The following is a 13895-nucleotide window of genomic DNA, read 5'->3' as shown; positions in this document are numbered from 1 at the left end:
GGTCGATATGCGCAGCATCTCGATCGCCTTCGGCGGCATCCGCGCCGTCGATGACGCCTCCGTCGATCTTTTCCCCGGCGAAGTGATGGCGCTGCTCGGCCACAACGGCGCCGGCAAGTCGACGCTGATCAAGATCCTGTCGGGGGCCTACAAGCGCGACGGCGGGCAGATCTTCATCAATGGCGAGGAGGCTTCGATCTCCAACCCGCGCGACGCCAAGAAATACGGCGTCGAGACGATCTACCAGACGCTGGCGCTGGCCGACAATGTCGATGCCGCCGCCAATCTCTTCCTCGGCCGCGAGCTGATGACCGGCTGGGGCACGCTGGACGACGTCGCCATGGAAGCCGAGGCGCGCAAGGTGATGGGCCGGCTCAATCCACGTTTCCAGCGCTTCAAGGAGCCGGTGATCAAGCTGTCGGGCGGACAGCGGCAGTCGGTGGCGATCGCCCGCGCGATCCTGTTCAATGCCCGCATCCTGATCATGGACGAGCCGACGGCGGCGCTCGGCCCGCAGGAGACGGCGCAGGTCGGCGAACTGGTCAAGCAGCTCAAGGCCGATGGCATCGGCATCTTCCTGATCAGCCACGACATCCACGACGTTTTCGAGCTCGCCGACCGGGTCTGCGTGATGAAGAACGGCCAGGTGGTCGGCACCGCGCGCACGACCGACGTCACCCAGGACGAGGTGCTTGGCATGATCATCCTGGGCAAATGCCCGCCCGGCGCCATTCCGGGTCCAGGCGCGCTGAAGATCGCGGCCTGAGCCAGAAAGATAGCCGGCTAATTGACGACTGCGTGATGTACCAGCCCCGGTGATGATTTGGCCGCGCCATTGTGTTGACGCGGAGACTTGCCCATAAAGGTCGCGACCGTCCACGGGCCGCATCTTAGATTTGAAGAAGCTCTTTCCGATCGTTGCCTTTGTCGCCGTTGCGCTGATCAGCCTGACGATGGCAGGGTTCGCCTATTTCGCGACGCAGGAGGCGGCTCGGATCAAGTTCGAGGGCACCGCCGACGATGCGCTCGGTCGCATCGAGAGCCGAATCGACCTGCATCTGTCGCTGCTGCGTTCGACGCAGGCGCTGTTCGACGCCCGCAACGGCGACATCACCCGTGGCGAATTCAAGGCCTTCTTCACCGCGCTCGACATCGACGACAATTTCGCGGGGCTGCGCGGCATCGGCTTCCTGAGGCTCGCCAAGACCGGCGACGAGGCGGCGGTCGAACGCGATATCCTGCACGACCTTGGGTCGGCGCACCCGATCTATCCCGCGACGACCGAGCAGTGGCGCACGCCGATCGTGCTGTTCGAGCCGCTCGATACGTCCAACCAATCGATCATCGGCTTCGACATGTTCACCGAGCCGGTACGGCGCGCAGCGATCGAAAAGGCGATGGCCGACGACCGGCAGCATGCGAGCGGCATGGTCCAGCTCGGTCAGGGCGCCGGCGTGGCGCAGACCTTCACCGGGTTCCTGGTTTTCGTGCGGCTGAACGTCGAAACGGCGCCCGAGGTGATCAACGCAAGCCGCTCCACCACGGCCGGCTTTCTTTATGCCGCCTTCCGCGCTCAGGACCTGTTCCAGGTCGCGCTCAGCCATTCGCCGCTGCTGCCGGTCAACATCGAGGTCTATGACGGCAAGCCCGAGGCCGGCAATCTGCTTTTCCGCTCGGAGGCTCCGCCGGAGGAACGTATCGGCGCGAAGCTTCTGGCACGCCGCGATATTGTCGTGGCGGGCCGCCCATGGACCTTGCTGCTCAGGCCGACAAGCGCCTTCGAGCCGCCGTCCTCGCGCGCCATTCCGGTGATGCTCGGGCTGTTCGGCCTGCTGCTCGCCGGCGCCATCGCCTTGGTGGCGCGCTACCAGGAGCGTGCCTATGACGCGAAATCGGCGCTGCACGAGGCGACCGAAAAGAGCCTGCTGGAAAAGGACCTGATCCTGCAGGAGATGAAGCACCGGATCAAGAATTCGATCACACGCGTGCTGGCGATCGCGCGGCAGACGGCCTCGCAAGCCACCGACGTCAAGGAGTTTTCGGCTTCATTCTCGGCGCGCCTCCAGGCCATGGCCGCATCCCAGGACATGCTGACGCGCTCGCGCTGGCAGAAGGCCGATCTCGGCGACCTGCTGCGCATCGAGCTCGGGCAAGTGTTCGGCAAGGACCTTCCCGAAGGCGTGTTGTCAGGGCCGGAAGTGCTGCTCGACGAGACGACGACGCAGGCGCTCGGGTTGACCTTTCACGAGCTCGCCACCAACGCGCTCAAATATGGCGAGGCCGGCAATTCGGTGGGCGCCCTCAAGGTCGACTGGAGCGTCGAAGGCCGCGACCGCGAGCGGACGCTGGTGCTGAACTGGCGCGAAGCGGGTCAGAAGGAACTGGAAGCGCCGGTCAAGACCGGCTTCGGCACCAAATTGATAGATATCAATGTCACACGCGAATTGCGCGGCACGATCGCGCGCGACTACCACGCCGACGGATTGAAGGTGGAAATCAGAATCCCGCTGGCCGTGTGAGCGGCGCAAGACTCGCTGGTGGCGGGGAACAGCGATCTGACTCAAAGAACCGGAGGCCGGCTGCCGGCCTCCGGTTTCGGTACTGAACTAGTTGCAGCGGGCCCGGTAGGTCGTGCCGTCACGGTGGCGATACACGCAATAGCCGTTGCGCAGGTTGCGAACCAGGAGGCCCGACCCGGCACCGACGGCCGCGCCGATCAGCGCACCCTTGCCGCCGCCGACCAGGCCGCCCACACCGGCGCCGATCAGGCCGCCGCCGACGACGTCCTGCTCGGTCGTTGTGCAACCGCTGACAGCGACCACGGCAACCATGGCAATGATTATCTTCCGCATAGAATTGCTCCTCAATTTGTCCTCACTTTTGGCAATGCCAGCAATCATTTAGCATGAAAAAACCTGCTTTGCCTGCTCGATTTTACTGTTGCCTAACATAGTCTTTTTCGGGGTGCTCGCGGTTTGACGCGAGAAGTGTGCGGGAAACCTCAAGGGATGCGGCCAGCGTGCCGTCGGACTTCACGTTCCAGACGATCTGGTCGTAATCGTCCTCCAGCGCCGGATCGACGGCGAGGCACTTGCCGATGATGCGGGGCGCCTGGCCCTGCAGGTCGCCGAGGGCGAACGGCCTTTCGGCAACACATGCCTGTGCGGTTTCAAAGACGCTGACCGGCACCTCGAGTTCCCGGCAGTCGGTCATCGTGCTCGAACAGCCGACGACGAAGAGCAATGCGACGATGTGTTCCATGGCTCCAAACCTCTCGCCGCAAACAACGATTCTCGGCGAACAAAAGTTCCGGGGCCCGAGCCTGAGGCGCTCGGCGCGAAATGGCGGCGCTAAAGTCTTGGCGTCAAAGCCGCATGCGGGGTCAGAACAATTGCCAGGCCGCGGTCAAGGCCACTGCCGCCAGAAGCGCGATCGCGCCCAGCCGGAGCGAAAGATGGGATGACCGCGGCGCCGGCGCCGGCTCGGCATCCTGGAACCCGCTCATCGAGACGCGGGCGGCCTGCTCCAGCCTGTTCATGTCGGCAACCATCGTTCAGTCTCCCAGGTCGCGCGCCGGGCGCGGATGGGTTTCCGGCGCATTGTCAGCCGGGAGCACAGGATCGGACTTTATGGTGAACAGCCGGTTAAAACCTTTGCCGGCAAGGCTCCGTTCCGACCCGAATCCGGCGAACGAAGCCGCCGAGCCTGGCTATGGCGAAGCCGCCAAGCCTGACTGTTTCACATTTGTCCTGCAATTGCTCTCGCGCCATCGGCGGTGCTATCAATCCGTCTCGAAATTCCCGTGCGGGACGGTGAGGCGGTATTCCATGCGGTCCTTGCCGATCTCCAGCGTCGCGGAGCCGTTCAGCGACATCGGCACGACACGTTCCAGCGCCACGCTGCCGAAGCGCTTCTCGTTGCGCGGCGCGTCGCCGACCGCCTCCGTCCAGATCAATAAAAGGTTGGGCGCGCTTGCGTCTTCGGCCTCGAGCCTGGCGCGCACCTCGACATGGCCGTCGGGCCGGGACAGCGCGCCATAGCTCACGGAATTCACGGCCAGCTCATGCATCGCCAGGCCGATATGCAGGGCGGCGTTGGGGTTGAGATAGGGATTCTCACCCACGAACCGCAGGCTGTTGGCCAGATCGCTGCTGTAGCGGCCGACCTGGCCGGATACGAGCTCCTGCAATGCCGCTCCTCGCCAGTTGGAGGATGTGACCAGGTCCTGCGAGGACGCAAGCGATTGCAGCCGGCCACGAAACCGCGCCAGGAACTCGCCGAGCGTCTCCGTATAGCGCCCGGTCTGGGTGGCGATGCTCTGGATGATGGCCAGGAGATTTTTCGATCGATGGCTGACTTCGCGCAGCAATGTCTTCAGCGTCTGCTCGCGGCGTTTCTGCTCCGTCGTCTCCACCATGGTGGTGACGACGCCGAGGACGTCGCCGGCGTCGCCGCGGTCGGCATCGATCCAAAGCTGGAACCAGCGGACACCCTGGCTTCCCGGAATGCTGAGCTCGAGCTGATCGGCGCTGCCGGATTCGACCACCTTGAGCTTGGCGGCTTGTATGCGTTCGGCCTGCGCCCGCGAAAGCAAATCCTTGCCGTCGGCGGTTTCGGACGCCCACGGCGCTCTCATGTTGCGCGCCCAGACCGTCTTCATCTGCCGATCCTGGTAAAGCACCGAAATCCCGGCATTGTGCAGAGCATGAAGCAGGGCCCGCCCCAGCTGCATTCCATTTTCCGCGGGATGCATCGCGATCACTTCGCCGTCCTGCTTTTCAGCCCTGTCTTTCGTGGGACCCTCGGAAGGCATTGGAAATATTCCCGCACTTCGTCTTTGAACGGCTCAATCCGCAACTGGTTCCGCGCGAGCCAACGTCCTGAAATCGCGGGGCTCTCCAAAAACGACCCGCCAAAAACGGTCCGCCGGACGGTGCTCTTTCAAGGCGCCGCCCGGCGGTGGCTGGAAACCGTTTGAGGGGTGCGGCTTCCAGTGTTGCGGTCAGGCTCTCCTGAAGAGACCCGCGATGAGCGAAATCACCAGGAAGGCGAGGAAGATGAAGAACAGTATCTGCGCGATGCCTGCCGATGTGCCGGCGATGCCGCCGAACCCAAGCGCGCCGGCGATGATCGCAACTACGAGAAATACGAGCGCCCAGTACAGCATGATGCGTCTCCTTCTTGCGTCGGGAAAAGAACGTGGCTCGGTGTCGTTTGTTCCACCATTTGCCGAAAAAGACGATCCCCTTGAAGGGGCTTTTCAGACCGCAAGCAGCCAAGCGTCACGCGCGGCGCAAAGGCCTCGCATGACGCTCGACGGGCTAAACTTCGACAGGGATCAGGCGGCGGCTTTGGCCTGACGGTCGAAGAACAGGGCCTGGCTGATCAGGGCCTTGACCATGTCGGGATTGAAAGGCTTGGTGACCAGGAAGGCCGGCTCGGGGCGTTCGCCGGTCAGCAGGCGTTCCGGAAAGGCGGTGATGAAGATCACCGGCACCGGCGTCGAGGACAAAATCTCGTTCACGGCCTCGATGCCCGAGCTGCCGTCGGCGAGCTGGATGTCGGCCAGGACCATTTTCGGCCGCGTCTTGCCGAACAAGGCCACCGCCTCGGCATGCGTGCGCGCCGTGCCGACCACGCGGTGGCCGAGACTTTCGACCATCTCCTCGATGTCCATGGCGATCAGCGGCTCGTCCTCGATGATCAGCACGTCGGTGGCGACCTGGCGGGAAATTTCGTTGCTCGCCTGGGCAAGCAGCTCCGAAAACTCATCCTCGTCGACGTCGAGGATTTCCGCCGCCTCGTCCTCGCTGAAGCCTTCGACGGCAACCAGAAGGAAAGCCTGCCTCGGCAGGGGGGCGAGCGCGTTCAGATTGGCTGCTGCCCGCTGCTCCCAGGCGGTCTGCGCCTGTTCCTGCGGCACGCGGATGGCCACGGACGTGAACAATCTGGCGAAAACCTTGTAGAGCGCGATGCGGTCGCTCGAGGCTTCGGGGAAAATATTGGTGTCGGCGATGATGGCTTCCAGCATCGCGGCGACCAGCGCGTCACCGCTCTCCTGCGATCCCGATACCGCCCGCGAGAAGCGGCGCAGGAACGGAAGATGCGGAGCGATGGTAGCGGACAAACTCATTATTGACGTCTCCCTCAGATGACGTTGCACGTTTGAGGCCCACGCTGATTGCACGCCCCGGAAAATCAACGCCGGCTTTCGGAAAAAGTTCCGCCGGCTGTGGAACTAAATTAGCAGGCGGGCGTTTCGCGTCTCGGGATGGGCAACCAGACGACGGTTCCGCTTGCGTTGTGGTGTGAAGTCGAAGAGCGGTTCAGGCGCTGGAAACTAGGGCGATTATGAAAGAAATGACGAAAAAACAGATGGCTGATGCCGCAGGCCGGCATCGGAACGGGGATGGCAATCCGCTTGGGGCAAACTCCGAGATAGCGCGCAAGCTAAAGCAATATTATGACGAGCTGGTCTCGGACCATGTGCCGGACCGTTTCGCTCAGTTGCTCAGCCAGCTGGAACAAACCGAACCTGCCCAGAAAAAGGACTGAGGCATGGCGGCGGTATCCCAGAACTTCAAGACCGAGCTGCTCGGCGCGATCCCGAGCCTGCGGGCTTTTGCCGTGTCGCTGACGCAGAATGCCGACCGGGCCGACGACCTTGTCCAGGAAACGCTGGTCAAGGCGTGGGACAAGCATGAAAGCTTCCAGCCGGGCACCAATCTGAAGGCCTGGCTGTTCACCATCCTGCGCAACGAATTCTATTCGCAGATGCGCAAGCGCGGCCGTGAAGTGCAGGACAGCGACGGCATCATGACGGCAAGGCTTGCCGTTCATCCGGCCCAGCACGGCCAGCTCGACCTCAAGGATTTCCGCGGCGCGCTCGAGCAACTGCCCGAGGACCAGCGCGAAGCCATCATCCTGATCGGCGCTTCGGGCTTCTCGTATGAAGAAGCCGCCGAGATCTGCGGCTGCGCGGTCGGCACGATCAAGAGCCGGGTCAGCCGGGCGCGCGCCAGGCTGCAGGAGATCCTCAAGATTTCCGGAGAGGACGAGTTCGGGCCCGACGCGATCTCGGCGCAGGTCACAGGGTCGAACGCGGCGTAAGCCGATCGGTTATGATTCCGATTGCAAGGATGGTGTCAGGCCGGGGCGACCCGGCCGCAGGCCATGGCCACGGCTTCGATCAGATCGTCGCCTGAGTAGGGCTTGGCGACCAGCCGGATATCCGGGAACGAGTCCTTGACCTCGTCCGAATCCGAATAGCCGGAGGCAAATACGAAGGGCACGCCCTCGCTGCGCAGCCGCGAGGCGAAATCCAGGGTCGAGACGCCGCCGAGCATGAGATCGACGACCGCCGCGTCGAAGCGCGAAGGCAGCGCTTCTCCCTCGACCTCGGCGATCTTCCGGACGATCGTCACATCCGCGGCGCCGTGGTCGCGGCAAAGCTGCTCGACATCCATCGCGATCAGGAATTCGTCTTCCAGGACGAGAATACGCAGTCCGTCAAGCAGTGCTGGCACTTATCAGTGTCTCCTCGGCTGGCCGCACTCATGCGCGGAATTGGACCCGATGTCATTTAAAAAAGACATGGGATACAGGCCTCGCGGAACCCCTGCCGGTCTCAAGCGTTTCCTTGCGCCCCATAAGGGCAGGAATTTCGAAGAGGGGTCGAAATGTCCGGCCAAAACGCACGTCCGGCTGCCAGCCGCCAATATCCTTGCGAAAAGTGCCCGTTGCGGCCCTTGCCGGCATTCCGTGAGTTCGACAAGCAGGAATTGTCATTCATCAGCACCTTCAAGCGCGGTGAACTTGCGGTCGACAAGGGAGCGACAGTCCTGGTCGAAGGCAGCCACAGCGCGCATCTCTACACCGTGCTGTCCGGCTGGGCGTTCCGCTACAAGCTTCTGCCCGACGGACGTCGGCAGATCCTCAATTTTTCCATGCCCGGCGACCTCATCGGCCTGCAAGGCAGCCTGATGGGCGAGATGCAGCATTCCATCGAGGCCTTGTCGCCGATGCTGCTGTGCGTTTTCGAACGCGACCAGTTGCAGGAACTCTATCGCAACCATCCCGGCCTTGCCTATGACATTACCTGGATCGCGTCGCGCGAGGAACGCATGCTGGACGAGAACCTGCTCAGCATCGGCCGCCGCACCGCGCTCGAACGAGCGGCCTACCTCATCGCCTTCATCGCCAGTCGGGCGCGCAGCGCCGGACTCAACGGCAAGACACCGGTGCAGATTCCGATCACGCAACAGCACATCGCCGACACGCTCGGCCTCTCGCTGGTCCATACCAACAAGACGATCCGCAAGCTGATGGACCGCAAGCTCGTTATGTGGCGAGATGGCGGCTGTGAAGTGATCGACTATGACGGGTTGAAGAAGCTTGCCCGCTGGGAAGGGCTCGGCGAGGACCGCAGGCCGCTGATCTAGGACGTTTAGGCTCGCGACGACCGGAACTATGGCGCTGAACGGGCGTTGAAATCAACGCAAACGCAAGGAGTTAGAGAATGGCAACCGCCGCAGGCAAATCCGCAACGGATCAAGCGACCACCGCCGACCTCGAGGCTGATATCGAGCAGCTGAAGGCGGATATCCAGAAACTGACGGAGCAGCTCGCCAAGACCGGCCAACACGGCTATGGCGCGGCCCGGCGCGCCGCCGCGGGCGGCGTCGAGCAATTGCGCGCCCAGGGCGAAGCCGCGTTCGAGAGCATGCGGGGAAGTGCCGAGGATATCGAAGCACAGCTGATCGCCAAAGTGCGCGAGAAGCCGGTGACGTCGCTGGCGATCGCGGCAGGCGTCGGCTTTCTCTTCGCCCTGCTTTCCCGCCGCTAGCCCCAGATGGGGACGCTTGTCTCGCTGATCTCGGCCCTCGCCTCGGGCGAGGCCATGGCCGCTGTGCACAGGGCGCGGACGACGGCAATCCTTTACGGACTTGCCGCCGTTTTTGCCCTGTGCGGCGTCGGCTTCCTCATCGGCGCCGCCTATATCTGGCTGGCGGCGCGCTACGGACCGCTGGCGACCAGCCTCGGCTTCGGCATCGGCTTCCTGGTGCTTGCCGGGCTCGTCCTCGTCATCCACAAGCTGACGACGAGCATGCGCAGCAGGCGGCGCGCAAAACGGCGGCAGGCCGACATGACGGCGCTGGGCGTTACCGCGGCACTCGCCCTGCTTCCGGCGCTTGCGAAGAGCAAGGGCGGGCTGGGAGCCGTCATCGCGCCCGCCCTGGCGGTCGTTGCCTACGCCATCTATCGCGAGAACGCCAAGCCCACGCCACCGACGCATGACCCGAAGGACATGCCGTAGACCGTTCGGCTGCTCACGCCACGACACCGCTTACTTCAAGAACGGCTCGAGCGGCATCGATATCCCGGCAAAGACGCCGCCGGGGCGAAATTCGTGGTTGACGTCGCTGTCGATGACCTTGGCAAGGCTGCGGCGGATCAGGATCGAGCCAAAGCCCTGGCGATCGGGAGCTCGACCTCGGGCCCGCCGCTTTCACGCCAGGTCAGCACCAGGCGCCGCGCGCCCTTGCGACCCTGCGCCTTCCAGTCGAGGTTTACCTTGCCCGACGGCACCGAGAGCGAACCGTATTTCAGCGCGTTGCTGGCGAGTTCGTGCAGGATCAAGCCCAGCCCCACCGCCTGGTCCGGCGAGAGCAGAAGCTCGGGACCTGAGATCGCGATGCGCGGCTGGTCGCCGGTATCGAAAGCCCCGACCTCGATGCGCGCCAACTCGCCGATGCCGATGCCGCGCCACTCGCGGTCGGACAGCAGGCTATGAGCGGCGCCGAGCGCCTGCAGCCTGGCGCCGAAGGCTTCCAGGAATTCACTCGGCTGCGTGACGAACCGTCTGCGTCGCCAGGGCCTGCACGGTCGCCAACGTGTTCTTGACGCGATGGTTGAGCTCGCGCAGCGGGAGGCGTTGCCGCTCGTCGCCCAGCTTGCGCTCGGTGATGTCGTAGTTGACGCCGAAGATCAGCGTCGGCTTGCCCTCGCCGTCGCGTTCGACCACGCGTCCGCGCGTGGCGATCCAGCGGGGTGGATGGAGACCCTTAACCCGGTATTCGCCAAAATAGTCGTCGCTGCCGCTCAGCGCGTCGCGGAAACGCGTCTCGGTCTGGTAGAACGTCGCGCGGGTCGATGGCGCGCAGGATGTCGCGCGCCTTCAGCCGTTTCGACGGCGGCAGGTTGAAGAGCTCGGCCAGATGCGTGTCGCAGTCGATCATGTCGGTGCGTACGTCCCACGCCCAGCTAGCCAGCGAGGCAGCGTCGAGTGCGATGGCGCGACGCTTTTCCTCGCGCGCCAGTTCCGCCTTGGCGATGGCGCCGTTGCGGGTGGCGTCCTTCAGCGCGAACAGGCTCGCAGCCAGGGCGGCAAGCGTCTTCAATGTCCTCAGGGCGTTTTCGGTCGGAAACGGTCTCGACTCGTGATCGAGCACGCAGAGCGTACCGATCCGGGCGCCGGCCACCGCCATTGGCACCCCGGCATAGAAGCGGATGTGCTGCTTGCCCGTGACCAGGGGATTGGCGGCGAAACGCGGATCGAGCGTGGCGTCGGTCACCACCATGGGATCGTCGCCGGCAGCGATGGCATGGGCAAGAGACGCTGGTTGGCGTCTCCGTCTCGTCGAGACCGATGCGCGACTTGAACCACTGGCGATCACTGTCGACCAGGCTCACCAGCGCGACAGGCGCTTCGGCGATTGCCGCCGCAAGACCGGTGATACGGTCGAAGTCCGGATCGGTCGCCGTGTCCATGGCGTCCAAGCCCTGAAGCACGGCGAGCCGTTCCGCATCGATGACGACGCGGCTGACGTCCGTCGGCAAACTTTCAGCCTTGTTGGTCACCTTTCCCTCAAAGCCTCACGCAATCGGCCGCGGCGGGCACGTCTCCCGATGCGGAACTTTCCCGAACAGCCTCCGTTACCCGAACGTATCGTTTCCGAAGCGCCCGCCGCCGCGCAGTATGGAGGCCAAGAGTGACCAAGATCGTACCCGAAGACAAAGCACGCCAGGGGCATTGGGGCTGGCACGCGCTCAGAATTCTCATCGCAGGGCTGTTGCTGGCCTTCATCGCGTGGGGGGCGGTCGAGATCTATGGCGAGCTGATCAAATCGCCGACGACGCAGCAGACCGTGCCGGAAGCACCGCCCGCGGCCCAGAAATCCGTCCAGGGCGGCTGATCCCCCATCACGCGGCCTTTGCCTGTGCATGGCTTGCCGGAACGAGCACTTTCAGCGCGCCCGGGTGAATCTCGATCGTTGTTTCGCGCTCGAGCCTGATCAGTTCGCCATCCAGCACCGCGCTGAACTTGCGGGTGGGCGAGTGGATCTTCAGCACAGCCCTGCCTGCCTGATGCACTTCGACATGCGCGCTCTGGCGCAGCCTGCCGCGCAGCGTATCGAGCAAAAGCTTTGCCAGATGATGGCGCCGGCGCGCGACGCTGACATAGATGCCAAGCACGCCGCCGGCCGGGTTGTCGGCATAGGGAAGATGGCCTTCGCCAAACAGATTGTTGGAGATGCCGATGCCGGTGGTGCGGGTGACGATCTCCGCCTTGCCGACGCTCAGGCTCACTTTCAGGGCGGGCGGGTTCTTGATCGCCACCCATGCCGCGCGCACGGATGCCTGCATCTTCCCAAGGCGCGAGCCGAAATCCATCTTCTCGCGCAGCTGAACCATCTTGGCATGCATGCCGACCGAGAACTGATGCACGAAAGGCTGGCCGTTGGCGCTCGCCATATCGACCGCGATCACCTCGCCCTCGGCGAAGGATAGCAGTGCCGCCTCGAGTGTCTGCGGAATGCCCAAGCCCCGTGCGAAGAGGTTCATCGTGCCGGCGGGCAAGATGGCCAAGGCCTTCTTCTTGTTCATGAGGAGGGACGCCGCCGTGGAAATCGTGCCGTCGCCGCCTCCGGCAAGAACAATGTCGATGTTGCGCCTGGCGATAACCTTTTCCAGCGCCGAAGCAACATCGCGGCCGGCAACGATTTCGACCTCGACCGAATGTCCCGCCGCTTCGAGTGTCTGACGCAGCTGTTTGGAAAATGCTTCCATGTCGATGGTGCGCAAGGTGCCGCCGTCCTGGTTCAGCACTGCAGCAAACCGCATACCCCGCTCCGTGTCTTCAAGTCGCTTCGAGCCGACAGACCCCTCAGCCACTGGCTGAAACGGGGATGCGCCGGCAAAGGTTCCACCGCAGGTTTTAGGAATCGGCTGCCCGGAAGCGCGCGCTGTTGGAACAAGACCCCGGTCACGACGTTGTGAACCTGTCGACAATGCCGCTCCCCGACCCGCCGTTCAGAGGCTGGCCGAGCGAGCGCCATGCACAGATCAGGCACGAGGAGAGACTATGATGATCCGCACTCTTTTTGCGACGACCGCGATCGCGACGCTGCTCGCGACCGGCGCTTTTGCACAGACGACGCCCGCTCCGGCGCAACAGGCCCCGGCAGCCGACAATCCGGCTCCGGTCGTGCGCTCGGACGGCGCGCTCATGACCAATATCATCGGCGAGTCGGTCTATAACGGCACCGGCGACGACGCCCAGAACATAGGCAAGGTCGACGACATCGTCTTTGATTCCGCCGGCAAGGCCAAGTCGGCCATAATCGGGGTCGGCGGTTTTCTCGGCGTCGGCTCGAAGGATGTCGCCTTCGACTACGGCAAGCTGGAATGGGCCGAGAAGAATGGCGACCGCTGGCTGGTGGCCAAGACCAGCAAGGACGAGCTGAACGCCCAGCCGGCGTTCGACCGCAAGCCTTATGATCCGGCGCCGGCGCAGCCGGCCGACGCGACGCAGCCCGCCAACAACACGACCACGGCGCAGGCCCCGGCGGCCGCACCCGCCGAACCGGTGAAGAAGGCGGACGGCAATCTCGCCACCAACATCATGGGCGCCTCGGTCTATAACGGCACCGCGGACGATGCCCAGAAGATCGGCGACGTGAAGGACATCGTGCTTGCCAAGGACGGCAAGGCCGAGTGGCTGGTGATCGGCGTCGGCGGCTTCCTCGGCATCGGCACGAAGAATGTCACCTATGACTTCGCCAAGGCAAAATGGGCGGAGAAGGACGGCAACCGCTGGCTGGTGGCCGAGACCACCAAGGAGGAGCTGCAGGCCCAGCCCGACTTCAACCGCAAGGCCTATGATCCGGCGCCCGGCACGACAACGGCCGCGAACAACGCTCCTGCGGCGACCACGCCCGCGGTGGTGTCTTCGGATACGACCTCCGACAAGGGCGCCAAGCCGGCAGAGCCTGCCAAGTCGACGGCCGAGGCAAAGCCTGCGACGCCGCCGGCTTCGAGCGCGGCCGAGAACAAGCCTGCCGACAACGACGCTGCCGCCGCCGACCAGACCAAGACGGCGTCCATCGACAAGTCGACGCTGACCGAGATGCCGATGGGCGACATCCGTGGCGACGATCTCAAGGGCGCCACCGTCTATGGCGCCAACGATGCCGAGATCGGCTCGATCGGCGATGTCGTGCTGACGCCGGACAAGAAGCCGGACGCGGTGGTCATCGACGTCGGCGGCTTCCTCGGCATAGGCGCCAAGGAAGTGGCGGTCGGCATGGACAAACTCAAATTCATGACCGACAAGAACGGCAAGAAATATCTCTACACCAACTTCACCAAGGAAGAGCTGCAGGCGCAGACGGCCTATGACAAGAGCAGCTATGCCGCGAACCGCGACCAGCAGCGGATGATGCTGAAGTAGGGAATAGGGGAGTAAGGGAATAGGGGAGTAGGAAAAAGGCGGCTGGCCGGGACACGGCCATTGCATTGACCCTACTCCCCTACTCCTGGAGTGCACCCCAAAACTGAGACAAGGATATAAGGGACAGTCCTGAGAGAGGGACTGATGCCTCAAAGACGGAAAT

17 protein-coding genes and 1 pseudogene are annotated in these 13895 nt (G+C 63.7%); 9 read left to right on the top strand and 9 right to left on the bottom strand.

Annotation, left to right across the window (positions count from 1 at the left end; all coding sequences use genetic code 11):
• The first annotated feature begins 7 nt into the window (after window positions 1-7).
• Window positions 8-766 carry an ATP-binding cassette domain-containing protein gene (locus FJ471_RS14575; RefSeq protein ID WP_224670433.1) on the top strand — a complete coding sequence of 253 codons (759 nt, stop codon included), beginning with the start codon at window positions 8-10 and terminating at the stop codon, window positions 764-766.
• A 130-nt stretch (window positions 767-896) separates the two neighbouring features.
• Window positions 897-2519: a CHASE domain-containing protein gene (locus tag FJ471_RS14570; RefSeq protein ID WP_140804102.1), complete on the top strand. Its 1623-nt coding sequence runs from the start codon at window positions 897-899 to the stop codon at window positions 2517-2519.
• An 87-nt stretch (window positions 2520-2606) separates the two neighbouring features.
• Here FJ471_RS14570 and FJ471_RS14565 read toward each other — a convergent pair whose 3' ends face one another.
• The 6 genes from FJ471_RS14565 to FJ471_RS14545 all read right to left on the bottom strand — a co-directional run bounded on the left by FJ471_RS14565 (window position 2607) and on the right by FJ471_RS14545 (window position 6133).
• Window positions 2607-2852, bottom strand: coding sequence for a YMGG-like glycine zipper-containing protein (locus FJ471_RS14565; RefSeq protein ID WP_140804100.1), 246 nt, complete (start codon window positions 2850-2852; stop codon window positions 2607-2609).
• A gap of 82 nt (window positions 2853-2934) precedes the next feature.
• Entirely contained in the window at window positions 2935-3261 is a 327-nt protein-coding gene (locus FJ471_RS14560) for a hypothetical protein (RefSeq protein WP_140804098.1), read from the bottom strand.
• A gap of 121 nt (window positions 3262-3382) precedes the next feature.
• Entirely contained in the window at window positions 3383-3550 is a 168-nt protein-coding gene (locus tag FJ471_RS34785; RefSeq protein ID WP_181179398.1) for a hypothetical protein, read from the bottom strand.
• 231 nt (window positions 3551-3781) lie between these two features.
• Complete coding sequence (locus FJ471_RS14555) at window positions 3782-4732, bottom strand: sensor histidine kinase (protein WP_246684725.1); 951 nt, start codon at window positions 4730-4732, stop codon at window positions 3782-3784.
• A gap of 270 nt (window positions 4733-5002) precedes the next feature.
• Window positions 5003-5167 (bottom strand): DUF1328 domain-containing protein, encoded by a 165-nt coding sequence (locus tag FJ471_RS14550; RefSeq protein ID WP_018429836.1) that lies wholly within the window; start codon window positions 5165-5167, stop codon window positions 5003-5005.
• 171 nt (window positions 5168-5338) lie between these two features.
• Complete coding sequence (locus tag FJ471_RS14545; protein WP_140804095.1) at window positions 5339-6133, bottom strand: response regulator; 795 nt, start codon at window positions 6131-6133, stop codon at window positions 5339-5341.
• Between the two features lie 218 nt (window positions 6134-6351).
• On the opposite strand from FJ471_RS14545, the gene FJ471_RS14540 reads away from it, so the two are divergent.
• Window positions 6352-6555 (top strand): NepR family anti-sigma factor, encoded by a 204-nt coding sequence (locus FJ471_RS14540; RefSeq protein ID WP_140804094.1) that lies wholly within the window; start codon window positions 6352-6354, stop codon window positions 6553-6555.
• A 3-nt stretch (window positions 6556-6558) separates the two neighbouring features.
• Window positions 6559-7110, top strand: coding sequence for an RNA polymerase sigma factor (locus FJ471_RS14535; RefSeq protein WP_140804092.1), 552 nt, complete (start codon window positions 6559-6561; stop codon window positions 7108-7110).
• Between the two features lie 35 nt (window positions 7111-7145).
• Here FJ471_RS14535 and FJ471_RS14530 read toward each other — a convergent pair whose 3' ends face one another.
• Entirely contained in the window at window positions 7146-7526 is a 381-nt protein-coding gene (locus FJ471_RS14530; RefSeq protein WP_140804090.1) for a response regulator, read from the bottom strand.
• A gap of 153 nt (window positions 7527-7679) precedes the next feature.
• On the opposite strand from FJ471_RS14530, the gene FJ471_RS14525 reads away from it, so the two are divergent.
• The 3 genes from FJ471_RS14525 (at window position 7680) to FJ471_RS14515 (ending at window position 9316) form a co-directional block, all read left to right on the top strand.
• Window positions 7680-8441 carry a Crp/Fnr family transcriptional regulator gene (locus FJ471_RS14525; RefSeq protein WP_140804088.1) on the top strand — a complete coding sequence of 254 codons (762 nt, stop codon included), beginning with the start codon at window positions 7680-7682 and terminating at the stop codon, window positions 8439-8441.
• Between the two features lie 77 nt (window positions 8442-8518).
• On the top strand, window positions 8519-8845 hold the full coding sequence (locus FJ471_RS14520; RefSeq protein ID WP_140804086.1) for a DUF883 family protein: 327 nt from the start codon (window positions 8519-8521) through the stop codon (window positions 8843-8845).
• A gap of 6 nt (window positions 8846-8851) precedes the next feature.
• Window positions 8852-9316, top strand: coding sequence for a phage holin family protein (locus FJ471_RS14515; RefSeq protein WP_140804084.1), 465 nt, complete (start codon window positions 8852-8854; stop codon window positions 9314-9316).
• Between the two features lie 30 nt (window positions 9317-9346).
• On the opposite strand, the pseudogene FJ471_RS35575 reads toward FJ471_RS14515, so the two are convergent.
• Window positions 9347-10860 (bottom strand): annotated as a pseudogene (locus FJ471_RS35575) (HWE histidine kinase domain-containing protein).
• 131 nt (window positions 10861-10991) lie between these two features.
• Between FJ471_RS35575 and FJ471_RS14505 the strand changes: the two are divergent.
• Entirely contained in the window at window positions 10992-11195 is a 204-nt protein-coding gene (locus tag FJ471_RS14505; protein ID WP_140657984.1) for a hypothetical protein, read from the top strand.
• Between the two features lie 7 nt (window positions 11196-11202).
• Here FJ471_RS14505 and FJ471_RS14500 read toward each other — a convergent pair whose 3' ends face one another.
• Complete coding sequence (locus tag FJ471_RS14500; RefSeq protein ID WP_140804082.1) at window positions 11203-12123, bottom strand: diacylglycerol kinase family protein; 921 nt, start codon at window positions 12121-12123, stop codon at window positions 11203-11205.
• Between the two features lie 244 nt (window positions 12124-12367).
• Here FJ471_RS14500 and FJ471_RS14495 point away from each other — a divergent pair, with 244 nt between their 5' ends.
• On the top strand, window positions 12368-13732 hold the full coding sequence (locus FJ471_RS14495; RefSeq protein WP_140804080.1) for a PRC-barrel domain-containing protein: 1365 nt from the start codon (window positions 12368-12370) through the stop codon (window positions 13730-13732).
• Window positions 13733-13895: the final 163 nt, after the last annotated feature.

It is taken from the genome of Mesorhizobium sp. B2-7-1, assembly GCF_006440735.1.
Classification (GTDB): Bacteria; Pseudomonadota; Alphaproteobacteria; order Rhizobiales; family Rhizobiaceae; genus Mesorhizobium.
This window is presented reverse-complemented; position numbering and strand designations above follow the sequence as displayed.